21 protein-coding genes, 2 pseudogenes and 1 riboswitch are annotated in these 23,427 nt (G+C 45.6%); of the genes and pseudogenes, 4 read left to right on the plus strand and 19 right to left on the minus strand.

Annotated elements, in window-relative coordinates; all coding sequences use genetic code 11:
- Positions 1 to 15: 15 nt before the first annotated feature.
- The 8 genes and pseudogenes from WKT17_RS04660 to WKT17_RS04695 all read right to left on the minus strand — a co-directional run bounded on the left by WKT17_RS04660 (position 16) and on the right by WKT17_RS04695 (position 5,149).
- Positions 16 to 942 carry a ParM/StbA family protein gene (locus WKT17_RS04660; protein WP_117688059.1) on the minus strand — a complete coding sequence of 309 codons (927 nt, stop codon included), beginning with the start codon at positions 940 to 942 and terminating at the stop codon, positions 16 to 18.
- A gap of 33 nt (positions 943 to 975) precedes the next feature.
- Positions 976 to 1,512, minus strand: coding sequence for a hypothetical protein (locus WKT17_RS04665; protein WP_117467706.1), 537 nt, complete (start codon positions 1,510 to 1,512; stop codon positions 976 to 978).
- Positions 1,509 to 1,685: pseudogene (locus WKT17_RS04670) on the minus strand (helix-turn-helix transcriptional regulator); the annotation flags it as partial. The pseudogene WKT17_RS04670 and the gene WKT17_RS04665, both read right to left, overlap by 4 nt.
- 33 nt (positions 1,686 to 1,718) lie before the next feature.
- A complete protein-coding gene (locus tag WKT17_RS04675; RefSeq protein ID WP_118591723.1) occupies positions 1,719 to 2,834 on the minus strand; it encodes a DUF6017 domain-containing protein in 1,116 nt (371 codons plus the stop codon).
- Positions 2,835 to 2,838: 4 nt separating this feature from the next.
- Positions 2,839 to 2,976: a hypothetical protein gene (locus tag WKT17_RS04680; RefSeq protein ID WP_155512674.1), complete on the minus strand. Its 138-nt coding sequence runs from the start codon at positions 2,974 to 2,976 to the stop codon at positions 2,839 to 2,841.
- 326 nt (positions 2,977 to 3,302) lie between these two features.
- Positions 3,303 to 3,437 (minus strand): annotated as a pseudogene (locus WKT17_RS04685) (ABC transporter ATP-binding protein); the annotation flags it as partial.
- Positions 3,438 to 3,554: 117 nt separating this feature from the next.
- Positions 3,555 to 4,472, minus strand: a complete 918-nt coding sequence (locus WKT17_RS04690; RefSeq protein ID WP_173747164.1) for a sensor histidine kinase — start codon at positions 4,470 to 4,472, stop codon at positions 3,555 to 3,557.
- Entirely contained in the window at positions 4,469 to 5,149 is a 681-nt protein-coding gene (locus tag WKT17_RS04695) for a response regulator transcription factor (protein ID WP_173747163.1), read from the minus strand. Before WKT17_RS04695 ends, WKT17_RS04690 begins: the two co-directional genes overlap by 4 nt.
- A gap of 171 nt (positions 5,150 to 5,320) precedes the next feature.
- Between WKT17_RS04695 and sigG the strand changes: the two genes are divergently transcribed.
- Together sigG and WKT17_RS04705 are read left to right on the plus strand one after the other, a co-directional pair.
- Entirely contained in the window at positions 5,321 to 6,100 is a 780-nt protein-coding gene (gene sigG, locus WKT17_RS04700; protein WP_173747162.1) for an RNA polymerase sporulation sigma factor SigG, read from the plus strand.
- An 80-nt stretch (positions 6,101 to 6,180) separates the two neighbouring features.
- Positions 6,181 to 7,053: an AraC family transcriptional regulator gene (locus WKT17_RS04705; protein WP_291683392.1), complete on the plus strand. Its 873-nt coding sequence runs from the start codon at positions 6,181 to 6,183 to the stop codon at positions 7,051 to 7,053.
- A gap of 61 nt (positions 7,054 to 7,114) precedes the next feature.
- Here the strand turns inward: WKT17_RS04705 and gnpA are convergent, their stop codons facing one another.
- The 3 genes from gnpA to WKT17_RS04720 form a co-directional block, all read right to left on the minus strand.
- On the minus strand, positions 7,115 to 9,280 hold the full coding sequence (gene gnpA / locus WKT17_RS04710; protein WP_291683393.1) for a 1,3-beta-galactosyl-N-acetylhexosamine phosphorylase: 2,166 nt from the start codon (positions 9,278 to 9,280) through the stop codon (positions 7,115 to 7,117).
- Between the two features lie 180 nt (positions 9,281 to 9,460).
- The gene (locus tag WKT17_RS04715) at positions 9,461 to 11,077 is read right to left on the minus strand and encodes a Na+/H+ antiporter NhaC family protein (protein WP_330027353.1); all 1,617 of its coding nucleotides are present in this window, start codon (positions 11,075 to 11,077) and stop codon (positions 9,461 to 9,463) included.
- A 110-nt stretch (positions 11,078 to 11,187) separates the two neighbouring features.
- A riboswitch (Lysine riboswitch) is annotated at positions 11,188 to 11,356 on the minus strand.
- A 114-nt stretch (positions 11,357 to 11,470) separates the two neighbouring features.
- Entirely contained in the window at positions 11,471 to 13,000 is a 1,530-nt protein-coding gene (locus WKT17_RS04720) for an LCP family glycopolymer transferase (protein ID WP_173747157.1), read from the minus strand.
- A gap of 173 nt (positions 13,001 to 13,173) precedes the next feature.
- Here WKT17_RS04720 and WKT17_RS04725 point away from each other — a divergent pair, with 173 nt between their 5' ends.
- Positions 13,174 to 13,770, plus strand: a complete 597-nt coding sequence (locus WKT17_RS04725; RefSeq protein ID WP_173747156.1) for a cytidylate kinase-like family protein — start codon at positions 13,174 to 13,176, stop codon at positions 13,768 to 13,770.
- A 45-nt stretch (positions 13,771 to 13,815) separates the two neighbouring features.
- On the opposite strand, the gene WKT17_RS04730 is transcribed toward WKT17_RS04725, so the two are convergent.
- The 4 genes from WKT17_RS04730 to WKT17_RS04745 are packed head-to-tail and all read right to left on the minus strand — an operon-like array spanning position 13,816 to position 17,973.
- Positions 13,816 to 15,480 carry an amino acid ABC transporter ATP-binding/permease protein gene (locus WKT17_RS04730; protein ID WP_173747155.1) on the minus strand — a complete coding sequence of 555 codons (1,665 nt, stop codon included), beginning with the start codon at positions 15,478 to 15,480 and terminating at the stop codon, positions 13,816 to 13,818.
- Positions 15,477 to 17,228, minus strand: a complete 1,752-nt coding sequence (locus WKT17_RS04735; RefSeq protein ID WP_291683396.1) for an ABC transporter ATP-binding protein/permease — start codon at positions 17,226 to 17,228, stop codon at positions 15,477 to 15,479. Before WKT17_RS04735 ends, WKT17_RS04730 begins: the two co-directional genes overlap by 4 nt.
- Positions 17,221 to 17,586: a nitrous oxide-stimulated promoter family protein gene (locus tag WKT17_RS04740; protein WP_291683397.1), complete on the minus strand. Its 366-nt coding sequence runs from the start codon at positions 17,584 to 17,586 to the stop codon at positions 17,221 to 17,223. Before WKT17_RS04740 ends, WKT17_RS04735 begins: the two co-directional genes overlap by 8 nt.
- Positions 17,587 to 17,973: a YbaN family protein gene (locus WKT17_RS04745; protein ID WP_173747152.1), complete on the minus strand. Its 387-nt coding sequence runs from the start codon at positions 17,971 to 17,973 to the stop codon at positions 17,587 to 17,589.
- A 303-nt stretch (positions 17,974 to 18,276) separates the two neighbouring features.
- Here WKT17_RS04745 and WKT17_RS04750 point away from each other — a divergent pair, with 303 nt between their 5' ends.
- Complete coding sequence (locus WKT17_RS04750) at positions 18,277 to 19,002, plus strand: nitroreductase family protein (protein ID WP_291683398.1); 726 nt, start codon at positions 18,277 to 18,279, stop codon at positions 19,000 to 19,002.
- A gap of 18 nt (positions 19,003 to 19,020) precedes the next feature.
- On the opposite strand, the gene WKT17_RS04755 is transcribed toward WKT17_RS04750, so the two are convergent.
- From WKT17_RS04755 to WKT17_RS04770, 4 genes are read right to left on the minus strand one after another with little or no spacing between them, the layout of a single operon-like run.
- On the minus strand, positions 19,021 to 19,800 hold the full coding sequence (locus tag WKT17_RS04755) for an ABC transporter permease (protein WP_173747150.1): 780 nt from the start codon (positions 19,798 to 19,800) through the stop codon (positions 19,021 to 19,023).
- A gap of 21 nt (positions 19,801 to 19,821) precedes the next feature.
- The gene (locus tag WKT17_RS04760) at positions 19,822 to 20,889 is read right to left on the minus strand and encodes a sulfate/molybdate ABC transporter ATP-binding protein (protein WP_294579038.1); all 1,068 of its coding nucleotides are present in this window, start codon (positions 20,887 to 20,889) and stop codon (positions 19,822 to 19,824) included.
- Between the two features lie 24 nt (positions 20,890 to 20,913).
- Positions 20,914 to 21,909, minus strand: coding sequence for an ABC transporter substrate-binding protein (locus WKT17_RS04765; RefSeq protein WP_291683400.1), 996 nt, complete (start codon positions 21,907 to 21,909; stop codon positions 20,914 to 20,916).
- Positions 21,910 to 21,912: 3 nt separating this feature from the next.
- Positions 21,913 to 23,415, minus strand: a complete 1,503-nt coding sequence (locus WKT17_RS04770; protein ID WP_291683401.1) for an aryl-sulfate sulfotransferase — start codon at positions 23,413 to 23,415, stop codon at positions 21,913 to 21,915.
- Positions 23,416 to 23,427 lie beyond the last annotated feature (12 nt).

Here is a 23,427-nt window from a genome sequence, read left to right on the forward strand (position 1 = left end):
AGTTTTCACTTCCTATCATGCTGTCCGCATTTTCCTCTGTTTTGCCCGGATAATACTTTTCACTGCTTCTTCACAGCCCCTTGCATTGGCATGTATATCTGTTACAAACTGTACATCTTTTCCCTCATTGGCTCCAAAATGCTCCACAATGGAAGAACCGCCGCCCATAAACACCATTTTGGTCAGATCCAGATTATAATGGTTTGCCTGTATGATACCATAAATTTCCTCTGCGTAGGACTTCAAACAGTTTTTTATGACGTCCTGATACTGCTTCGGGCAGTCATAGCTTCCTGTCCTCATAAATGCTTCTGTAATATATGCCGGTACCCCTGCCCCTGTTTTGGCAATGGCTTCCTCATTGACTTTTCCGATACAGTACAAAGCTGCCTTATCTGAAATCGAATACTTCCCGTCCGGCATTCCGTCAACAAACTCTACCAGGTCGGTAGTTCCTCCACCAATATCTACTAAAAGGCAGTAACCGGGAACCGCTTCTAAAAGCGTATGGATCACCACATGCCCCTGCATAAAAACAAACACATTTTCCAACGACACATGATAATGTACCCCTTCATAACGGAAATGCAGTTCCTTTGTCTTTAACAGATATTTCTTGAAACTTTCTTTCTGCTGCTGAAATCTTCTGGGCGGCAGGGCAGCTCCCATTTTTACGGAAGCGTCTGTCAATCCCCGGAAACGCATTTCCTGCGCCAGTGCTGCAAGGGTAAGAAGATAATAATTTTCATTCTCTGTCTTATCCACACACTCCTTTTCCGGCACTTTCCCTCCCACATAATAAAACTGGTTCTGGTATTCCAGAATGTGCTCCAGGCTGTCCGGCCTTGCCTGCAAAGGCTGGATTGCTGCTGAAAATACCGTATTTGCAGTTTTCATGTTACGATTTCCATGATCAATTCCAATAATCATTTTAGTTTCCACGTTCTTATCCTCCCGAAAATTATAATTTGTATTTTATCTTGTCCTCTTTGGTTCTTGACCTGTTTCTTTCTTTTCTTTGTCTATCACAGGAAGTTTTTCAAACAGTTCCCCCATCACAGCTTCCATTTCCTGAAACTTCATTTCATCTGGCATACACAGAAAAACAATCACTGCGTCAGTCAGACGTTCCCCATTCTCTTTCCGGTAAAGTTCCGTATAAGAACCCCAACAATCGTCCTCACCTGCATAAAACTTTTTTGTCTTCTCATTTACTTTTATGAGGTATTCTTCGGTATCAACAAAAATTTTCCGAATGGATACTTTTTGTAAATCGTATTTCATGCTGTCCATATAAACCGGAAGGTGTTCCTCCGGGGCAAAATAGACATACATTGTGCAATAGGTATCTCCCTCCGTCCCCATCTCCTGTAAGACAATCCCAGCTTCAAACATTTCCGGTGGAGCATAATCTACTACAAAATCCTTATCCTGTGAAGATTTTTCAAAACGCCCTGAATCTCCAACCTGAAAATGTTCGGGGCACTGAATACGAAACCTCTCTTCCCTCATTCTGTATATTCCTCCATAATCTCACTAATATCTTTTTGAAATAACCGCTGAAGCCGGACAACTACATATACATTGGGCTTTTGCTGTCCGTATTCAATCCTCTGATACGTCCGAAGACTGATACCCAAGACAGCCGCAAGTTCTATCTGTGTATATCCATGAGCTGTCCTGAATTTTCTTAATTTTGTTACTTTCTATCACACTCCTTACGTCTGAGGGATAGCTTCCTGATAAGCAAACAGATTGGATATATAGCTGTTTGCTGTCAATGTGGCATTGTATAAAGCGGTAAGCAGCACTGCCCGGATATTATTGGCTTTCCTTGTACACTGCTTAATTGAGTCTATCACATACTCTACGGTAAACTTATCCAGCTTTTTATACATTCCCTGTACAATGCCAAGAGGACGTTCTTCCTGATTTACCCTTATGGCCTTTGCATTAGACGTCAAAACATCTACTACAAGCCCTACAATCTCATTGAGTAGTTTTCTGTCAAAAGGTCTGTCTATCCATATCGCATCATAATCAATCTGATCTTTGAACTGTTCTTCTGCTGCCTGATAGGATAAGATAGGATTATCTCTATACCCATTCATCATTTCTGTTGTATTCTTTTGGGTACTTTCTGCTGTAGTCTTTGTAGTAATCTCTGTATTTGTCTGCCCGCTATCAGTCTGAGGTACCTCTTTGGGTATCCAGGGCTCTGTTTCCCTGTCGGGGTATGCTCCCTCTTTGAATGGTGACACCCTCTCCCTTTGGAAAGGGACAGCCCTCTCTTCTACAAAATGTATCTCTTCCTCTATGGCCGTATGGGAACTGATTTTCTCTGTTTTGGATTTCTCTCTTCTTTTTTCAAAGGAAACCGGATCTGCTCCTGTTTCTTCTGGATAAGTCAATTCTTTTAACCGGTCTACAATCAATTCCAGATACAGAACATTATTTACAACAATCCCATTCATGGAAATGGTTCTAAATACCCGTTTTACCACGCCCAGCTTCTCTAAAAATACCACTGCATTTGTCGCTTCTTTTTTGGAAATCCCAAACTGTTCGCTGATCTGCTGGTAACTTCTCTGAAGAAGGTCTGACTTAAATTTCTTTCTTACCCCAATGACCTGTCCGGTTCCTTCATCTCTGATTTCTGTAGGCTTATACCAATACACAATATCTGCCAGTATAATAATGGCTGTCAGATTTGGCTTTCCGCTTTCTCTGATGATTGTCCGATACCACACCTGCGGAATGATATTTCCAGATATATTCAGTTTTGCATTTTCATCTACAATTTCATTTCCAGTGCTATAAATACCTCCATTCATACGTTTATTCCTCACTCCCCTGCTTCTTTTCTTTTTCAAATAAAGCACTTATTTCTTCATCTGCTCTTTTGCCTGCCACCAGACACGCATACAACGAAACGAGGAAAAAAATTATTCCAACAATCATAATCACCTTTATCATTGCTCTGTCCTCCCAAGAAAAAAAGGACTAAGCCAGCTAACAGAATCTTTTAACTAACCTAGTCCTTAACATATTTTTTTCAATATATTGTAACCGAATGGTTTTTCACAAACTTGACCGCCTGTGAGAATGGATATAATTTTGACAGGACCAGTAGCAATAGGTTTCTATCTTTAAGAGCCCCTGCCATTTGATTTTTACTATGAAAAATTCATTCCCGGTCTATGAATTTTCTACCTTTTATGGTATAATAGAAAAAAGACTAAATTGGCGTGAGCCCTTATTTTATAAGGAATCTGCTAACTTAGTCTTATTTTAACATAATCACCACTGCCAGAAGTTCCCACCACAGCTGCAAATTCGCCTTCTTCCACGGATAAATTCACCCCGTCCAGGGCCTTTACCCGACCGGTATCTTTTCCATAATATTTTTTCAGATTCTCTGTCTTTAAAATTTCCATAGAGCAAACTCCTCTCCTGTTGTCTTTCTATCTTTGATTCTACAGAGAAAATCTGACATTCCTCTGACAGTTTCCAAAAAAGTTCTGACAAAACTGTCAGAACTCCTTCCGCCTTTGTCACCCCAGAAACAGAAAAACCGAGAAACATGTCCCGCCTCTCCTGCCTTTGGCGACTGTAATATATCCTTTTTCACTTTGTAAAATCACCTGTGCCAGATACAGTCCAAGGCCGCTTCCCTCCTGCTCTTCCGCCTGTTTTCCACGGTAAAACCGACGGAAAATCCGGTTATATTCTGCCTCGCAGATACCGGGGCCCTCATCCGTAATTTTCACCTGCACATACAACTCCATCATCGTTGTTTCTATGAAAATACGGCTGCCTTTTGGACTGTACTTCACCGCATTTTCCAGAATATTTCCTATGGCCTCTGCCGTCCATTTGGGATTGTGGACAGGCATACATTCCTCTACTTTTTCCGTTTCTATGGAAATCTGTTTTTCCTTTGCCAGGGCATAAACCGCGCTGATACTTCTGGCCAGAGTTTCTGTAAGCGGCGCCAAAAACGTATCAAATACCAGAATTCCCTGCTCAATCCGGGAGGCTTTTACTAATGTTTTCATGAGCCACTGCATTTTTTCCGCCTGCTCCTGATTCCGCATCAGAAACTGCCGCTGGTCCCTGCTGCTTAACTTCCCCTCTTTTAAAAGTTCCGTATTCAGCAGAATATTGGCCAGAGGTGTTTTTAGCTGATGAGAAATATCAGAAAGCAATTCTGCGATTTCCTGTTTCTCTTTTCCCGCCTGTTCTTCCTTCTGTCTGCTGCGCTTTAATACCCGGCACAGGCGGCTGATGAGCTTGGATTCCATGGTCTCCCGGCTCTCTTTTTCCACCAGTTCTCCCGTCTTTTCAAAGGTATTTAAAACATCTGAAAACACTCGAAGCTGACGCCGGTAATATAGAAAACTTCCCAACCCCAAAGCAATTCCCACTGCTGCAGCCCCCAGACAGATACCTGCAAATACTTCTGCTGTCATCCTTCCTCCTCCCACAGATAGCCAATACCGTGAATGGTTTTCACCGAAGAAGTGCAGCCTGCACTCTCCAGTTTTTTCCGCAGTCTTCCTATATTTACCTGCAGCGTATTGGCATTGACATACCGTCCTCTGCAGTCCCAGACAGCCTCTAAAATCTGATTTTGTGTCAGCACCTGTCCCCGGTTTTCCAGGAAGTATTTCAGCAGTTTATACTCCGTCATACTACATTCTATTTCTTCTTTTCCCACCCATATTTTCATAAAATCGGTGTCCATACACAAGTTTCCGGACTTCACCCGGCTGTCTTTTTTCGGCTTTTTTTCTTCTCTTTCCACCAGTTTTTTCAGGCGCAGTTTCAGTACGGCTATGGAAAAAGGCTTGGTAATATAATCATCCGCCCCGCTTTCCAGCCCCAGAAGTTCGTCTGTCTCCATGTCTCTGGCGGTCACCATAAGCACCGGCACACGGGAGTTTTCCCGTATCTTTCTGCACAGCAAAATTCCGTCCATATCCGGCAGATTTAAGTCCATTAAAACAGCTTTTGGCTGCTCTCTTTTAAAAAGAGCATAACCTTCTCTGGCTGTTCCAGCCTCCCATACCTCATAGCCTTCCTGGGAAAGCACAAAGGAAATTCCCGTGCGCAGTCCCTTGTCGTCCTCAATAAGTAAAATTTTCATTTCGTCCACCTCTCCCAAAGCATACCATGGCTTTTACAGGGATACAAGCCTGTTTTCTCCTTTGTCAAGGACTAAAACTTTATGAAATTTTCCCCGCTTTGGTATATTGTCTCATTCTTGGGAGAATCTTTTTAGTAGATGCTGAAACTACATGATTGGAGGATTCTTGCTATGGCACTCAACAAAGTGGAAATCTGCGGCGTCAATACGGCACGCCTTCCCGTTCTTACCAATGAGGAAAAGGAACAGTTGTTTACACGTATCAAAACAGGTGACATGGAAGCGAGAGAACGGTACATTAAGGGAAATCTGCGGCTGGTATTAAGCGTAATCAAACGTTTTTCCAACAGCAGCGAGAATGTGGATGATTTATTTCAAATTGGCTGTGTAGGTCTCATCAAGGCCATTGACAACTTTGATACCACACTGAACGTAAAGTTTTCTACCTACGCAGTTCCCATGATTATAGGAGAAATCCGCCGCTATCTGCGGGATAACAATTCTATCCGTGTCAGCCGCTCCCTGCGGGACACGGCCTACAAAGCCATTTACGCCAGAGAAAACTATGTAAAGCAGCACCAGAAAGAGCCCACGATTACAGAAATTGCCGAAGAAATCGGCATGGAGAAGGAGGATATCGTCTATGCCCTGGATGCCATCCAAAGCCCGGTAAGCCTGTATGAACCAGTGTATACCGAAGGCGGTGACACTCTGTATGTCATGGATCAAATCAGCGACAAAAAGAACAAAGAAGATAACTGGATTGAAGACTTATCTTTAAAGGAAGCTTTAAAGCGGCTGGATGACCGGGAAAAAAATATCATTGAAATGCGTTTTTATGAGGGACGCACGCAAATGGAGGTTGCACAGGAAATCGGCATTTCCCAGGCACAGGTCAGCCGTCTGGAAAAACATGCTTTAAAGGCCATGCGCACCTACCTGCGTTCCTAAGCTTCACGCTTCCCCCTTGTTTCCTTTTGCCAAAACCGCTATAATAGCTTTATAAAAAACAAAAGGAACTTCTATTGATTATGAGCAACCAACGTTATTCTCTGGATTTTCACAATCTGGACCGCCCCAAGGCCCAGCTTTTATATGTCACCTGCGCTACTTCGGACAGGGACTGGCACAGTATGGAACACGCCCACTCTTTTTCAGAACTGTTTTTTGTCACAAAGGGCAGCGGTTTTTTCCAGATTGGCAGTAAGAAAATTCCGGTTCAGAAAAATGATTTGATTTTTATTAACCCTAACACGCCGCACACGGAACTGGGAAACCGGGAAAAACCCTGGGAGTATGTTGCCCTGGGAATTGAGGGGGTACAGTTTGGCTACGCCCAAAAAGGAACGCCTTACGACTACAGCCTGTTTTCCCTTCCCCCCGGTCAACAGGAAATCCGCCGGTATCTGGACACGCTGTTAAAAGAGGTGCAGAGCCAGCCTTTAAACTATACAGCGGTGTGCCAGAACCTCCTGGAACTGATACTGCTCTTTATAGCCCGCAGCACCAGGCAGGAACTTCTGACTGCTCCCCAACAGAAAACCACACGGGAATGTAAGCTGGTGGAGCAGTATATCAATGAGCACTATGCAGAGGACATTACTTTGGAGTTTTTAAGTTCTCTGGTACATATTAATAAGTATTACCTGGTGCATGCGTTTAAAAGCTACAAAGGGATTTCTCCCATTAATTACCTGATTGGACGCAGAGTGGAAGAAGCCAGGTATCTGTTGGAATCCACCAATTATCCGGTTACAAAAATAGGCGAAATCACGGGATTTTCCTCTCAGTCTTATTTTTCACAGACGTTTAAGAAATTTGCGGGGATTTCACCTAATGAATACAGGAAGAAAATGGCCCGGCATGTGCCGGATGGGAAAAGGGCGACTGCTTCCTATTCATAAAAAACAGGGCTGCGCACAAAACAGCCCCGTTTTTCTATAGAATTTTCATATCCTCTGAAACTCAGATTTCATACCACTTAATCTCATTCGCTTCCAAATGCAGTGCAAAGCTGCTTCCGTCGCCTTTGTAAACTGTGGTATCCTGTGGTTCATAAGTATTGTTTACCACGCAGTATTTTCCATTCTTCACATACGCATGTACTTCTACATTGTAGTTGTCAGAGAACCATTTATGCAGGTTTTCTTCGTCATGGGAAGCCCAGATAATGGCGCGGTAAAGCACACGGCTGTTTTCAAAGCTGTATGGAAGTCCGCTGATGTATACGCTTCTTCCTTTTCCGAATTCATGGACAGCCATCTGTACTTCTTTATCGGTCTGCTTGATAATCGTGGTTTCCGGCAGAGCGTAAATCGCTTTCTGTCCTTCTCCGAAGTCCACGTCACCTTTGCAGTCTTCTGTTATAAAGTGCTCATGCTCATCCCAGTTGTACTTGTCTGTGTTTAAAGTAAAGCCTGTCTCTTTTTCCACACCCATAACGCCTGCAAGCTGGAAGAAACGTCCTTCGTGCTGGTAAGCGGTAGGTTCCCCTACACCGATGAAACCGCCGCCGTTGTAAATGAATCTCTTCACAGCCGTTACAATGGTTTCGTCTGCCCAGTTTTCGCCGCCTGTATAAGCCGTATAAGCGCCGCCTACGTTTAATACCACATCGATATCGTCCAGAATTGCCGGATTTTCCCGGATGTCGTCAAAGCTGATAAACTGTACGTCAAATGGTGCGCCGCTTAACGCTTCGATAATGCCTGCATAAGAATAATTCTGTTTGTAATAAATGGCATGATGCACCATGTGATTTCCCCATGCACGCATTTTGCCCCAACTGTTTAATACAGCCACTTTCTTGATGCAGTATGGAGTGGTTCCCTTGATGTTTTCATATAAAGTACGGAATTCGTTGCATACGCTTTCCACATAGTCGATAAATTCCGGGAACTCCATCGCCAGTTTCAGATAGCCGCCGTAGCCGATACGGTCGATAGGGCTTCTTAAAATTGCGCGTCTTGCTGTTACCCAGTTTACTTTTGCCTCTTTTACAGGGTCTCCGCCTTCGTGGAATGTATCCGGGAAAAAGTATGGAAGGAAACGGCCTTCTGTGTATTTTACGCCTTTGATATCACTGATAAGACGAAGAGTCGAACCATTTCCCACACTTCCTACCACTGCGTCCAAACCGATGTTTTTAAACTCATCCATGAAGGGCTCCATGCCAATCCAGTGGTCTCCTAAGAACATCATGGCTTCTTTGCCGCACTCGTGGGTGATGTCCACCATTTCTTTTGCCAGTTTGGCAACTTCTCTTCTCTGGAATGCCTGAAAATCCTGGAATTCTTTGGAAGGAATACGGTAGGTATTGTTCATATAGCCCTGGTCAATGATAAATTCCGGGCGGAATTTATAGCCCACTTCTTTTTCAAACTGTTCCAGAATGTAGGGACTTACAGAAGCGGAATATCCGTACCAGTCTACATATTTTTCTCTGGCCAGTTCATCGAAAATCAGGGTAAACTGGTGGAAGAAGGTGGTGTAACGGATAACGTCTACATGTGGATTGTCTGCAATAAATTTGCGCAGACGTTTCATGGAATATTCTTTTGTCTTCGGTTGACGCACATCAAAAGTAATCTGTTTTTCAAAGTTTGTCCAGCCATTTGTCACAGCATTGTACATATGTACCGGGTCCCACATAATGTAAGCCAGGAAACTGACGGTGTAGTCATGAAATTCCTTTGCATTGTGAATGGTCACGTCTCCGGTTTCTTCGCTGTACTCCCACTGGGATGACTCAAGCGGTTCTCCTGTGGTACGGTCCATGACTTCCCACCAGCGTGTGATATCATCGTGGGAATTTACCTTCAGCATATCCGGGTATAAATGGTTCATCAGATGAATGGACAATTCGCTTTCCACAGCTGTGTAGAAAGGCGTCATAATGTACATCTGCTGGATTTCCTCCGGGTTGGCTTTTGCCCAGGCATTGTCCTTTCTTGTCGTGTAATAGGTGGAATATACCTTTGCGTCAACGTTTTTCAGTTCCTCCGGGTAGTCTGTGCCGTCACAGTCACGGATAGCGTCTGCGCCCCATCTTTTTACCAGTTCCAGTGTCTCCGGTACCACATCCACATCTGTAGGAATGGTAACACGTCCTTTAAAATTTGTGTCGCTCATGTTTTTTCTCCTTTCGCAAGTTCGCCTTACTCTATATTCCTAGAATATACAAATTTTTCAAAAATTGCTAGGGCCATGTTGCTGGAAACTTTATATATCTTGCTGTTTTTCTTTTCAGAAAAACAAAAAGATGAAGCTGTCCAAAAAAACAACTCCATCTTTTCCTTTAAAAATCTTTTTCTATGCTGTCTTTCTGCCGTATTTTTTCTTAATGACCAGCAGAGTTCCCAACATCAGCAGAATCCCTGCCGGAAGGGCAATCCACGCCGTTTTTACGAAACCGGCAATGATATACGTTACAAAGGAAACTGCTGCTGCGGTCAGCGCATAAGGCAGCTGGGTAGTCACATGATTGACATGATTACACTGCGCTCCCGCAGACGCCATAATGGTGGTATCGGAAATGGGAGAACAGTGGTCTCCGCACACAGCGCCGGCCATGCAGGCAGAAATGGAAATAATCATCATCTGCGGGTCTTTGCCTTCAAAAACAGCCACTACAATGGGGATTAAAATACCAAAGGTTCCCCAGGAGGTTCCTGTGGCAAACGCCAGGGCGCAGCCCACCAGAAAAATAATTGCCGGCAGGAAATTCAACAGTCCTCCGGCTACCGATTTCATGGCTGTTGCCACAAAAACGTCTGCGCCCAGACTGTCCGTCATAGCTTTCAGTGTCCATGCAAAAGTCAGGATAAGAATCGCCGGCACCATGGCCTTAAATCCCTCCGGAATGCAGTCCATGCAGTCACGGAAAGACAGCACTCTCTTTGCCGCATAGAAAATCACGGTGAAAACAAAGGCAAAAAAGCTTCCGATAGACAGAGCCAGAGATGCTTCACTCTGTGAAAAAGCAGTCACAAAATCCGTTCCGCTAAAGAAGCCGCCCGTGTAAATCATCCCCGTAATACAACAGATAATCAGCAAAACAATGGGAACTACCAGGTCTGTAACTTTTCCTCTCGGATTTGGTTTTACCGTCTTTTCTTCCTCGTCCGCACGCTTCCCGCAAGTGTAAATATCTCCTTTTAAAGCATTGGCTTCATGCAGGGCCATAGGGCCGAAATCTACCCGCATGAGCACCACGGCAAACATCATAAAAATAGTAAGCAGTGCATAAAAGTTATAGGGAATAGCCTGCATGAAAATGGCCAGTCCGTCCTCTCCCTCTACAAAGCCGCTGACAGCCGCCGCCCAGGAAGAAATCGGGGCGATGATACAGATAGGCGCCGCAGTTGCATCAATCAGATAAGCAAATTTGGCCTTGGAAACATTGTGCCTGTCTGTTACGGGGCGCATTACACTTCCCACAGTCAAACAGTTGAAATAATCGTCTACAAAAATCAGGATTCCCAGAATAATGGTGGCAATCTGGGCACCGATTCTGGTTTTGATGTGCTTTCCGGCCCATTTTCCAAAGGCTGCAGAGCCTCCGGCCCGGTTCATCATACAGACCATAGTTCCCAGAATCACCAGGAAAATCAGAATTCCCACATTGGAGGAATCAGAAAGTACCTGGATAAAACCTTCATCTATGATTTTCAACACCGTTCCTTCAAACTGGAAGTCTGTGGAAAACAAAGCCCCTACTAAAATTCCTACAAACAGGGAACTATACACTTCCTTTGTAATCAACGCAAGGGCAATAGCCACCACTGGGGGAATCAGGGACCAGAATGTAGCATACATATGGGGTTTCGGCGCCTCTTCGGCAGCTGCAAACACGGTCATACTCATCAAAAGCAGCAAGGCTGCAAATATGACAAGGGCCGTCATCATTTTTTTTCTTTTTTGTGTCATCGTTTTGTTCTCCTTTTCTTATCAAACCCTGTTGCATAAGAAAAACCATGAACGATACTCCCTTTTGGGGAACGCGCTCATGGTTTGCCAATAAACGTATGACTGTGACCAATGATGATAGCGCTCCACATATTGTGACAGTACGCTGCATATTCTGCAGCGTCCCAGGGGGAAAATCCCGGGCGGATTTCCCTCCTTCGGCAGTTTCCCCTTTCTCCTTCTGCGGCCGCCCAGCCCTTGCAGAAGAATACTCTTGAAACCTGCACCTCTATCATATATCGTCCCTGGCTTCTGCCAGAAATGTCTTTCTTATTCTGTTCTATACTATAGCATGAATTTTCCAGTGTGCCAAGACCGGTTTTTCCGGATTTTACTGGAAACTTCCAGAAATATTTATTCCGGAAGCTGTCCTCCGTCTTTCACAGTCTGCATCAGCGCTTTGATGTTGTCTACAGACGTCTGGTCCGGCTGCATAACGTACAATGCAGTTCCCGGCATGGAGTAACAATACTGGCTGTCTCCCGTACCTTCCGCTGCCACAGATTTCATGGTCCAAGTTCCACCGCTGTTTAACTGGCTTTGAATCAGCTTCTGAATCTGGTCCATGCTCATGTTGGTTTCCACGCTGTCGCTGACTTCTGAAATCAGACTCGGGGCTTTCACCAGCATTTCCGGTGTAATCATCTTCTTAAACATAGCCTGGATAACTGCCATCTGATCTTTTCCTCTCTGATTGTCTCCGCCTGGAACGTTGTAACGCTCTCTTGCAAAAGCCAGAGCCTGTTTTCCGTTGAAATGATTGGTGCCCTGCTGTACGTTGATGACCGCACCGCCGTCTCCGTTTGTGGTAAATGCGTACTCGGATTCCACATCAATGCCGCCCATGGAGTCTACCATGGTAATCAGAGACGTAAAGTTGACTCTGGCGTAGAACGGAATTTCAATACCGTAAAGGTTTTCCAAAGTTGCCATGGACTTATCCACACCATAAATACCTGCATGAGTTAATTTGTCCTTGCTGTCTCCGCTGACGCCCGGGATAGTTACATAGTAATCTCTCGGTGTATTGGTCAGAAGAATCTGTTTCGTGGTAGGATTTACTGTAGCAATAATATTCACATCACTTCTGCTCTTGGAAGATACCGGGCCATATACATCAATACCACTAATGTACATATTGAAGGTTTCGTCTTTGACATCCACCTCTGCAGCCTTGCCCTGTACCAGCTGACTATCATCACTTTCTGTCTCAATGCTGTACTGCGCAATAATTTTCACCTGGCTGCTGTATCCCTCATATACCTCTTCCAGAATACCGCCGTAGCCTTCATTGTAAACAATGGCCTGTACACTTCCATCCAACAAAGCGGCCGCCTGCTCATTTAAAGTCTTGTACTCTGCCGTCATGACATCCGTCCCGGCGTCTTTATCTACGTGCTCCATAGCTGCGTCAATGTCCTCTGCATCTTCCGCGTGCTGAATACCGTAAATATAATCTTTGGTGTCCTTTACCTTCTCGGCAGGATCATCGCTTCTGACAACTACCAGCATACTGTTGACCTGCCTGCCCAGGCTGTCTCCACTGATGTCTTCTACTGCATTATGAGTCTGATACATATAGACTGAACCAAAAAGCAGCACCGCTGACATCAGAACACTGACCAGCTTACTGACAATAGCTTTTCCGCGGGTAACCACCTGCATGGTAAACAGCAGGGCTGCAAATACCAGAAGGATCCCTGCCATACCGGCCAGATACTTCGCAGGAACCATCCCCAGTCTCCAGGTAAATCCTATAAAAACAAGTGTCGCAAGAATCTGAATTCCAACCAGTACCTCTCCGGCAATCCGAAACGCTTTCTGGATACGCTTCTTTCTTCGCTTCGCCGGACTCATCTTTTTTCTGCGATTTGTATTTTCCATATGCAATTCTCCTCTTTTTCTATTGCCCCCGGCTTGCCTTCCGGCGGCATCACAGTTCCTAATATAATATAAATCCTGCGAAAAATCAACCTTCCCGTGGAATTTTCGGCATATTTGTGCTATAATATTTACAGAAACAGAGATTGAATTTTATACAGCAAGGAGGTATTTCTATGGCTCACCGTGTAATTACTATTAACCGTATGTATGGAAGTGGGGGAAGGCTTCTCGGCCGGGCGCTGGCCGAAAAACTGGGGATTCATTTTTATGATAAGGAATTAATCCGCCTTGCCAGTGAGGAAAACGACATTCCTTACGAAGAACTCTTAAAGGTAGATGAAAAGAAAGCAAACCAGTGGCGGCTGCCCATCAGTGAACAAATGCAGATGCAGCCCCAGTATCATTTTCACCCTATGAATGACGTGCTCTTTGAAACACAGTCTAAGATTATCAAAGACCTTGCAGCAAAAGAAGACTGTATCCTTGTAGGACGTTGTGCAGACTATATTCTGGGAGAAGACTGTCTGAGTCTTTTTGTTTACGCCCCCTATGAAGAGCGTGTCAAAAATGTAATGGAGCGCCTTGGACGTGAAGAAAAGAGCGCCCGCTCCCTGGTAAAAAAAATGGATAAAACCAGAAAAGCCTACTACGAGTTCTTCACAGACCGGAAGTGGAACGATTTGGGAAACTACCAGCTCTGCATTGACACCAGCCGCTTTTCCCAGAATTTTCTGCTGAATATGCTGGCTGACGTGTATAAACATATGTAACATTCGAAAAGAGGCTGCCTCATGAAACAGCCTCTTTTCTTTCTATCAGGATAATCTTCCATTTTCCATTTTATATACTTTATCTGCAATATTCATGGTGGACTGCCGGTGGGACACCAACACTACTGTCTTTTCCCTGCATTCCTCCTGCAGCGCTTTCAGGATAATCCCTTCATTTAGGGAATCCAGATTGCTGGTGGGTTCGTCCAACATCAAAAACGGCGCATTATGCAGGAAAGCTCTGGCGATTCCGATACGCTGCCGTTCTCCTCCTGAAAGGGTATCTCCCAATTCGCCTACCGGGGTGTCATATCCCTTTGGCAGACTTTCAATAAAACTGTGCAAAGAAGCCTTTTTTGCTGCTTTTATCACTTCTTCTCTGGTGGCGTCAGGTTTTGCCACCTTGATATTGTTTTCCACGGAATCGTGAAACAGGTAGGTTTCCTGAGTCACATAGGACTCCATTTCTCTCAGGTTTGCCGTATTGATTTCCTTTACATTTTTCCCGGAAATCAGCACCTGCCCCTGCTGCACATCCCAAAAACGCATAAACAGCTTCAAAAGCGTGGATTTTCCGGAGCCGCTTTTTCCGTGGATTCCGGTAATTCGGCCTTTCTCCAGTGCGATGCTGTAATCCTTTAATATGACCTCCTCCTCATAGGCAAAAGTCACATGTTCACACTGCGCCCGCCCAAAGGCCACCTCTTTTCTCCCTGTCACCTCTTCTACCTGCGGGGTTTCTTCTAAAATAGAAAGCACCCGCTCTCCGCTTGCCAGAGTCTGATTCAGATTGTTGGACAGATTGGCCAGAGCCACTACAGGCCCAAAGGAACCCATCATGGAAATCGTGCAGAGAATCACCGCTTCTTTATCCATGCTTCCCTGCGTGTATAAAAATACGGTGAAAAACAGCATGCCAAAGGAGCTTAAAAGAATCAGCAGATTGGTAAGCGCCCGTGTATTGCCCTCCATACGGCTGAGTTTTTTCTGCAGAGTTCCCAGTTCTATGGACTTTTCTGCCATGCCTTTTCGCCGCTCTTCTTCCTGTCCATACTGTATGGTTTCCTCCAATCCCCGCAGAGAATCCAGCACATAGCTGTTTAAATCCCCCAGCTTTGTCCGAAACTCCATTCCGGTCTGCGCTCCTTTTCTTCCATTCCAGAGGGGGACTCCCACTCCTACCAGAAGATAGGAAACCAGCGCCCAGATTCCCGCATACACATGGTAATGTCCAATGAACAGCACCATAATCAGAGAAGTCAGAAAGCCGATGGCAATGGGGGAAATGGTATGGGCATAAAAGACTTCCAGAAGTTCAATATCATTTGTGATAATGGAAATCAGATTGCCCTTGTCTTTTCCTTCCAGTTTTGCAGGACACAGCTTTCTAAGGGCCGCAAAAACCTTATGGCGGATAATAGCCAGCAATTTAAAAGCAATATAATGATTGCAGGCCTGCTCTGCATAGTGCAGAATTCCTCTTAAGACTGCGAATACGGCCATAAGTCCAAACAGTTTTCCCACAGAAAGACCTGCCAGGCTTTTTTCCATAATTCCGTATACCAGTCCGCTGCCCGCTAAAATGCTGAGGAAAATGGCGCACAGAAACCCTGCCACGCCCAGTAAAATGGCTGCTGTCATCACATGGAGCAGAGGAACTACCAGTCCAATCAACTGTCCCATGACCTTAATTCCGCTTCTTCTTTTCATGCTGTTTTCCCCCTTTCTTCTTTCGGCAGTCCGTATTTTTCCAGATTTCTCTGGGTCTGATACATGTTTTCGTAAACACCCTGTTTTTCCATCAGTTCTGAGTGCTTTCCTTTTTCTGCAATTTTCCCGTCTTTTAAGACATAAATCCTATCTGATTTTTTTACATTGGCCAGTCTGTGGGAAATCAGCAGTACCGTCCTTGTCTCTGCCAGTTCCCGGATGACTTCCATAATAATTTCTTCGCTCTCCACATCAATGTTGGAGGCCGCCTCATCAAAGATATACACCGGGGTCTCATGAAGCAGCGCTCTGGCTATGCACAGACGCTGGCACTGTCCTCCGGAAAAATTGCTGCCCTTTTCCAACAGCAAAGTTTCAAGCCCTTCCTGCTGCTGCAGGAAATCCCACAGATTCACTTTTCGCAGCACCTCTTCCATCTGCGCTTTGCCGGCTTTCGGATTCCCCATACGAAGGTTTTCTTCCACGGTTCCTTTAAACAGATAACTGTTGTGCCGTACCATGGTGATGTGTTCCATCAGGCTTTTTTCACTGATATCAGCCAGCGCCTTTCCTCCCAGATAAATGTTCCCCCGGTAGTTTCTGTTTCTGCCCATTACCAAAGAGGCAATGGTACTTTTCCCGGAACCGGATTCTCCTACCAGGGATACAAAACTGCCTCCGGAAATCTGCAGACTGATGCCATCCAGAATTTTCCTCTCCTTTTCATACGCAAATTCCACATTTTCAAAGGAAATATCCAGGGAGCCTTCCGGCAGTTCTTCCCTGCCTGCTTCTCCCTCCGTCATATCTAACAGACGGAAAATTTTGTCGCTGGCTGCCATTCCGTTCATAGCAATGTGGAAAAAAGAGCCCAGCAGACGAAGAGGAATAAAAAATTCCGAAGCCAGAAGGATGATAGTAAAGGCTCCTGCAAATCCCAGATTTCCCGCCAGATATTCCCTCACAGTTACAATCATCCCCACCGCTGCACCGCCGTAGGCCACCAAATCCATAACGCTGATGGAATTCAACTGCATCGTCAGCACCTTCATGGTAATCCGGCGGAACTGCTCTGCCTCTTTATCCATTTCCTCTGCCTTTTTTTCATCAGACTGATAGATTTTCAGAGTGGTTAAGCCCTGGAGATTTTCTAAAAAGCTGTCTCCCAGTTCTGTATAGCTTCCCCAGTATTTATTCAGCAGTTTTTTGGCAAATTTCTGCACTGCCACAATAGAAACCGGAATCAGGGGAACGCAGACAAGCAGGATAACACTGGCCTTCAGATTTATAAAGGACAGCACGGCAAATAAGGTTAAGGGAGCCAGAAGGCTGTAGAAAAACTGGGGAAGATACCTTCCGAAATACGTTTCCAGCTGCTCCACACCCTCAGCGGAAAGCTGCACCACCTCTGAAGTAGAAATTTTTTCCCTGTAAGAGCTTCCCAGCCGTGTCAGTTTATCGTATATCTTTTCTCTTAAAATCCTCTTTACATCCACGCTTGCCATAAAGGATGCTTCCGCAGACTTCTTTTCGCAGAAAAAGCGCACCAGAATGGAACAGACACAGACCAGAGCTGTTCCTGCCAAAAGCCGGGTGCTGACCTCTCCTTGTACCAGATTTTCCAGTAAAATGCCCATGGCTGAAACTGCCAGAATCTGAAACAGCAGTCCGCACCACTGCCAGAAGACATTCTGGAAAATATACTTTCTGGAATCTTCCAGCAAATGAACCAGTCGTTTTTTAATCATTTTTCATTTTCCTCTTTTCTCTCAATGTACAAATCACATGCCAGATAGCCGCCTTAGGCGCATACAAAAGCATCCGTGGGCCGGAAAAGACCATCACCTGGCGAATACGCTCACGCATTTCTTTTTTATAGCAATGCACTCTGCAGTTGCTGCAAAAGGTCTTTTCCTCCATAAAGGGGCATTTTCTGATTTTCCATTCCGCATAATCCAGCAATTCCCTGCACTGGGGGCAAAGCCCCCGCTCCTTAAATGCTTTCCTGCCATGTTTGCTTTTGCAGTAAAGAACCATCATTTTTCCAACCATTTCCTGCTCCTTCTGCCTTTTGGATTCTATCTGTGCGCTGTCTTTCCTCTCCATTTATACCTCCCCGGCCGCGGCTGTACGGATTCCCTTGGTGAAATAAATCATATGAAACAGCCAGACAAGGGCCAGAATGACACGTCCCACAGGCACACTGTCCATAAACCAGAAACCAATTCCCATAAACAGGGTCATGGACAGCATAACTGTAATTTTTGCCCTTCTGGTCATGGTTTTCTTCTCCATCAAGGGCTCCAAATGCTTCCGGTAAAGCCCGGTGGAACGGAACCAGTTTTCCATTTTGGCAGAGCTTTTGGCAAAACCAAACAATGCCAGAAGCAGGAAGGGAAACGTAGGCAGGATAGGCAGCACTACGCCAACTGCACCGATTCCCATACTGATACACCCCAAAAGCAGCCAGAAAATTCTCTTTATGTTCTTCATAAAACCTCCGTACACGTTTTTTTATCCTCTGCGTGGTTAGCTTTGTCTTACCGTCTTCAAAAGAAAGGGCCGCCACATCAAAATTGCGGCAGCCTTTTTTAACAGACGGCGCTTCCCGCCATAAATCCCTGCAGAAGTTAGTTTTCATTAACTTTTATATCATACCAGACTATTTTTGTCAACGAATTTTACATAGGAATTTCTGTCTCTCTCTTTACGCTGTCACTTCTGTGTGGTAGACTGAATTTATTTATCCGGCAATTTTTTCTGAAATATCCGGACATATAAGGAGGATTTGAACGTATGAATACGATTCTGGAAAGTTTACACAGCCGCAAATCAGTCCGCGTCTTTACCGACCGGGAAATTTCCCCAAAAGAGAAGCAGCAGATTCTCACTGCTGCCACCCAGGCCCCCACAGCGGGGAACCAACAAATGTACACCATTCTGGATATCACAGACCAGCGGCTGAAAGAGATTCTTGCCGAAACCTGCGACCACCAGCCTTTTATTGCCAAAGCCAAAATGGTGCTGATTTTCTGCGCAGATTATCAAAAATGGTATGATGCCTTTTCGTTCTTTGGCTGTTCTCCCAGAAAGCCTGCTGCAGGAGAATTTCTGCTGGCCGTTCAGGATGCCGCCATTGCGGCACAAAATGCAGTGACTGCTGCCGAAAGTCTGGGAATTGGCTCCTGTTACATCGGAGATATTATGGAACACTACGAAAAGCACCGGGAACTTCTAAATCTGCCGCCTTATGTTTTTCCTGCAATTATGGTGGTCTTCGGTTACCCCACACAGCAGCAGGCAGACCGCCAAAAGCCCAAAAGAGCGCCGCTGGATTTCATTGTACAGGAAAACCGTTATCACAGAGCAGACGAAACAACACTGAAAGCCTGTCTGAATACAGCCACCGGCACACTTTCCTTTGAAGAATGGATACAGCGTTTCTGCAAACGAAAATACCATTCTGACTTTTCAAATGAAATGAGCCGTTCTATTGAAGAAGCGCTGAAAAATTTCAGATAATCAGAAAAGAAGGGATTTTCAGCGCACCCCGAACCTGGATAAAAACCGCTTTCCCAATATACGGAGCAGTTTATCCGCAGCCAATCCCATGAGCCCCAGGGTGAAAATCCCCGTAAAAATCCAATCTGTGCGGTAATACAAACGGGATGTATAAATCAAATAGCCCACCCCTTCCGAAGCTGCCAGCATTTCTGCTGCTGCAATACAGATAATAGCGCTTCCCAGTCCCAGACGGATACCGGTAAAAATATGGGGCACTGCCGAAGGGAGAATGACGGTAAAAAAGGTTTTGGCCCGTCTTGCTCCCAGGGACTCGGCAGCTTCCAGCAATGCGGTATCCACGGACCGTACCCCGGCTATGGTGTTGACCATTACAGGAAAAATAACCGCATAAAATATCAGCGCTACCTTAGAAGTCTCTCCCACTCCGAACCACAGCAGAAACAGGGTGATAAAACCAATGGCAGGAACAAACCGGAAGAAATTTAAAAAAGGTTCAAAAATTCTGCCTGCCCAGGGAAAGCAGCCCACGCACAATCCCACAGGAACAGCAAATACCACGCCTAAAACCCAGCCCTTCAGTACACGTCCCAGACTCACCCAGACATCCCCGGCCAGTGTACCGTCTGAAATCAGAGAAAAAGCTCCTTTCCAGGTCTCCAGGGGACCTGGCAGAAATTCCGGGGGATAAAAAAGCGAACCTGCTTTCCAAATGGCAAGAAGCAGCACCCATGTCAGCACACCGCTTCCCAGTATCTTCGCAGCCACTCCTTTTGCTGCATTTTTTTTCTTCTGCATACAGATTCCTCCTTAAATTCCTTAAATATAGTACATATCTCTGCTGTCCAGAGCAGCGTTTACCAGCGTATAGGCTGTCTGTTGGTCAAATACATAAAGACGGGATACCATGACCTGAACCAAATCTCCCTTTTTGATGATTCCTTCGTCTATGGGCTTTCTTGCCTTTAATGTCAGATTGCCCACGCGAATGGAGAGTTCCACAGAGGTTCCTCCAAAGGCTGCGTCTTCCACCCTTCCTTCCTGGTATACACTGGGATAAGGCGGATTTTCGCCTCTTGGAATGACCTTTACAAATTCCGGCCGAATGGCCGCATTGGGAGCATTTTCGTAAGGGGAAAAGCCTTTCAGCCTTGCATACTGAAACTCCGTTAAAAGCACGGATTCTCCGATAAACTGTGCTACAAACGGCGTCTGCGGGTTTCTGTAAATCTCCATGGGAGTCCCCATCTGCTCCACTCTTCCCGCATTGGTGACAAGGATTTCATCTGCCACCTCCACAGCCTCGTCCTGGTCATGGGTTACAAAAATACTGGTAATGCCTACCTTTTCCACCATTTCTTTCAACCAGCGGCGCAGCTCCTTGCGTACCTTGGCGTCAATGGCTGCAAAGGGTTCGTCCAAAAGCAGCACCTGTGGGTCTACGGCCAGAGCCCTGGCAAAAGCCACCCTCTGTCTTTGACCGCCGGAAAGCTGATTGGGATAGCGGTCTTCCAGTCCCGGCAGTCCTACAAGCTCCAACAGTTCCTTTACTTTCGTTTTGATTTCCTTTTTCCCTTTTTTGCGAATCTTCATGCCGTAAGCAATGTTATCGTATACTGTATAATAAGGAAACAATGCATAATTTTGAAACACAAAGCCGATTTCTCTTTCCTGTACGGAAAGGTCATTGACAACCCTCCCGTTAATAGAAATGTTGCCGCTATCCTGCCTCTCCAATCCGGCAAGCATACGCAGAAGCGTTGTTTTTCCGCTTCCGCTGGGTCCCAGAAGGGCCACCAGCTTTCCTTTTTCGATTCCAAAGGACACGTCATCAGAGGCTTTGAAATCTCCAAAGTTTTTATGAACATGCTCAAATGTAATATACATACCTGTTTCCTCCCATTGCTTTTCTTATTCTTCCGCTGCTTCGGCGTCAGGCAGCGCTGCCCGAAGGGGCTCTAAATCTGTAAAATCTGACAGTTCATAGTCGTCAAAATCCCCCTTTGCAACTGCCCAGGCTTTTATGTCCTCCAAATGTTTTTTGGTTTCTTCAGAATAGTCTATGGTCAGATTGGTATCCTGAAGTTCTGACAGAAACTGTTCCTTTGATGTTCCCAGCTTGTCCGAAACCACTTCCGCCGCTTCCTCCTCATGGGAATATATCCAGTCAACCGTTTCTTTAGAAGCCTTCAGATAGTTTTCCGCCACATCCTCATGCTCTTTGATAAAAGAAGCCGTGGTAATATAATAGGAATCCACTGTAAGGCCCAAATCCTTCAGCGTCAGAAGTTTTTCAAGTCCGCCTTCCTCCAGCTTTGCCGCATTCGCGCCGCTTGCCCAGAAGGCCGCTGCCTTTCCTGTTGTCATCAAAGCCACCGCCGAAGCTGCACTGTCCACTTTGACCAGTTTTTGTTCTGTTTCCCCTATGCCTGCTTTTTCATAAGTTTTCGCATTCCAGAAGTCCCATACCGTTCCCGGCTGTGTGGCAAAGGGCTGTCCTGCCAGGTCTTCCAGGCTTTTTACCTTACTGCCGTCTACGTAAAGGGCGCCCCCGGTTCCGGAACTGATGCGGCTGAGAATAAGAAGATTTTTATCCTGTGTACTTCCCATGCGGTTTACCAGCGCGTAGTCTGCCAGATTTCCCACATCTGCCTGTCCGGTTACAACGGCATCCACCGTATTAATACCTGCTGCAAATTCTGATGTTTCCAGTTTTATCCCATACTTTTGAAAAATACCTTCTTCCTCTCCCACAGCTGCAATCCAGTGCTGCGCACCGTTTGTCATCACAGCGGCGCGGACTGTGGTCAGTCCGCTTCCGGAAACCTTTTGCTCTGTGCCACCGCAGCCTGAAAGAGACAGTACTGCTGCTCCTGTCAAAATAAAAACCAATGCTTTCTTCTTCATACCCTACTCCTTCTTTTTCGTCAAATCACTCTTTTTAATAGAAGCTACGCAAAAATCAATTCTCTCATCCTCGTCTTCCTCATCCTTACTGCCTGTTTTCGGATTTTTATTAGGGTCTACGCCTTCCACAATGGTTACTTTCCCATTATCTTTTCCCACAGGTGAACCCGGCACCCGGAAAGTCTCCACATCCAGAGGCAGAATAGACGTTTCCTCCGGTTTTTCCAACTGGGGAATCCACTCATAAGGCACTCGGTAAGCACGGTAAACCATATTGTTGGTAAAATTTCCTGCCAGCTTATTGAAATAAGGATTGATATATTCCCATACAATTTCATGTTCCGGAGTAACTTCCAGGATTCGTCCGTCCGAGCCTTCTGTAATCAATGTATTTCCGTTTGGCAGTCTCTGTGCGGAGCTGATATAGGAGCTGTAAAACTTGGAAGCATCGGTAAACAGCAGAAATCCCGCTTCCAAAGGCGTATACTGCCAGGTAATCTCCAGTGTGACCGGATTGAACTGCAACACACGGGAATAATCTCTTCTGGCATGATTCACACCGGTTACCGCACCGGGATTTGGATTTCCGTAACCGCCTTCCCCGCCGTTGTCAAACACCAGCAAGTCTCCTTCTCCCGGAAGACCTTTTGGTATCATGTGCAGATGGTGCTGCCCGATAATCCAGCCCAGTTTTCTGGTTGCTTCGCTTTCGTTAAAATCCGGTCCCAGTCTCCAGACAACCTCTCCTGTCGCCTTGCTGATAATTCCAAGAATATTGGCATTTCTGGCATCAAAAATAATATTGTCCGGATGAAAGCGTTCATCTCCCGCGTCGTACCATTTATTTTCTCCCAGCGTTGACATACTGTTAATGTGCAGCCAGTCACCTCCTGCTTCTTCATGAAGCCCCGGATTGCGGAACAAAACGTTTTTGGCGGCTTCGTCAAAGCCCATTTCTTCAAAATGGTCGCTGGCTCTCCAGCTCCACAGAATATTCCCTTCCCAGTCCACTTCAATAATCTTGTCGTCAATGAGTCTTTTATCTGAAATCTCGTGGTTGTATACGTTTTCATGGGTCAAAATAAGGGTGTTCCCGCCGTCTGTCCTGGGCTCTCCACCAGGATAATAATAGCCCACAGAGGAACCTTCTCTCTGATAGTCGTGATGCTGTCTTGCCTGATATTCCGGTTCTTCCATGCCTGGGTCTGCAATCAGCTCCGTGTTGCGGAATTTCCACACAATTTTGCCCTCCCAGTCCACCTGTACCAAATCTATCTGGTCCTGATAAGCATATTTTCCGGAACGTGTTCCTGTGGTTCCCATAACATATCCTCCGGGAAGAATCTTATTTGGGAAGCCCCCAAGACCTGCCCAGCGTTGTACTTCATTGCCGTTCATATCAAGCAGCAAAGCGCCTCTTCCGGAAGGGAAGATTGTATACCCGTTCCATGCTTTTTCTTTATCGTATAAAATTGTCCCTGTAGGGAACACACTTGGATAACCCATCTTTATCTACCT

The organism is Blautia sp. HCN-20427 (genome assembly GCF_037890365.1).
Classification (GTDB): domain Bacteria; phylum Bacillota; class Clostridia; order Lachnospirales; family Lachnospiraceae; genus Blautia.

What these genes read in the sequence shown, in the direction of transcription:
- WKT17_RS04750 (WP_291683398.1), top strand. Translation starts at nt 18,277, where the DNA reads ATGAATACGATTCTGGAAAGTTTACACAGCCGCAAATCAGTCCGCGTC.
- WKT17_RS04690 (WP_173747164.1), bottom strand. Translation starts at nt 4,472, where the DNA reads ATGACAGCAGAAGTATTTGCAGGTATCTGTCTGGGGGCTGCAGCAGTG.
- WKT17_RS04755 (WP_173747150.1), bottom strand. Translation starts at nt 19,800, where the DNA reads ATGCAGAAGAAAAAAAATGCAGCAAAAGGAGTGGCTGCGAAGATACTG.
- WKT17_RS04730 (WP_173747155.1), bottom strand. Translation starts at nt 15,480, where the DNA reads ATGAAAAGAAGAAGCGGAATTAAGGTCATGGGACAGTTGATTGGACTG.
- WKT17_RS04715 (WP_330027353.1), bottom strand. Translation starts at nt 11,077, where the DNA reads ATGACACAAAAAAGAAAAAAAATGATGACGGCCCTTGTCATATTTGCA.
- WKT17_RS04765 (WP_291683400.1), bottom strand. Translation starts at nt 21,909, where the DNA reads ATGAAGAAGAAAGCATTGGTTTTTATTTTGACAGGAGCAGCAGTACTG.
- WKT17_RS04720 (WP_173747157.1), bottom strand. Translation starts at nt 13,000, where the DNA reads ATGGAAAATACAAATCGCAGAAAAAAGATGAGTCCGGCGAAGCGAAGA.
- WKT17_RS04770 (WP_291683401.1), bottom strand. Translation starts at nt 23,415, where the DNA reads ATGGGTTATCCAAGTGTGTTCCCTACAGGGACAATTTTATACGATAAA.
- WKT17_RS04735 (WP_291683396.1), bottom strand. Translation starts at nt 17,228, where the DNA reads ATGATTAAAAAACGACTGGTTCATTTGCTGGAAGATTCCAGAAAGTAT.
- gnpA (WP_291683393.1), bottom strand. Translation starts at nt 9,280, where the DNA reads ATGAGCGACACAAATTTTAAAGGACGTGTTACCATTCCTACAGATGTG.
- WKT17_RS04745 (WP_173747152.1), bottom strand. Translation starts at nt 17,973, where the DNA reads ATGAAGAACATAAAGAGAATTTTCTGGCTGCTTTTGGGGTGTATCAGT.
- WKT17_RS04680 (WP_155512674.1), bottom strand. Translation starts at nt 2,976, where the DNA reads ATGATAAAGGTGATTATGATTGTTGGAATAATTTTTTTCCTCGTTTCG.
- WKT17_RS04705 (WP_291683392.1), top strand. Translation starts at nt 6,181, where the DNA reads ATGAGCAACCAACGTTATTCTCTGGATTTTCACAATCTGGACCGCCCC.
- WKT17_RS04725 (WP_173747156.1), top strand. Translation starts at nt 13,174, where the DNA reads ATGGCTCACCGTGTAATTACTATTAACCGTATGTATGGAAGTGGGGGA.
- WKT17_RS04675 (WP_118591723.1), bottom strand. Translation starts at nt 2,834, where the DNA reads ATGAATGGAGGTATTTATAGCACTGGAAATGAAATTGTAGATGAAAAT.
- WKT17_RS04665 (WP_117467706.1), bottom strand. Translation starts at nt 1,512, where the DNA reads ATGAGGGAAGAGAGGTTTCGTATTCAGTGCCCCGAACATTTTCAGGTT.
- WKT17_RS04695 (WP_173747163.1), bottom strand. Translation starts at nt 5,149, where the DNA reads ATGAAAATTTTACTTATTGAGGACGACAAGGGACTGCGCACGGGAATT.
- WKT17_RS04740 (WP_291683397.1), bottom strand. Translation starts at nt 17,586, where the DNA reads ATGGAGAGGAAAGACAGCGCACAGATAGAATCCAAAAGGCAGAAGGAG.
- WKT17_RS04760 (WP_294579038.1), bottom strand. Translation starts at nt 20,889, where the DNA reads ATGTATATTACATTTGAGCATGTTCATAAAAACTTTGGAGATTTCAAA.
- sigG (WP_173747162.1), top strand. Translation starts at nt 5,321, where the DNA reads ATGGCACTCAACAAAGTGGAAATCTGCGGCGTCAATACGGCACGCCTT.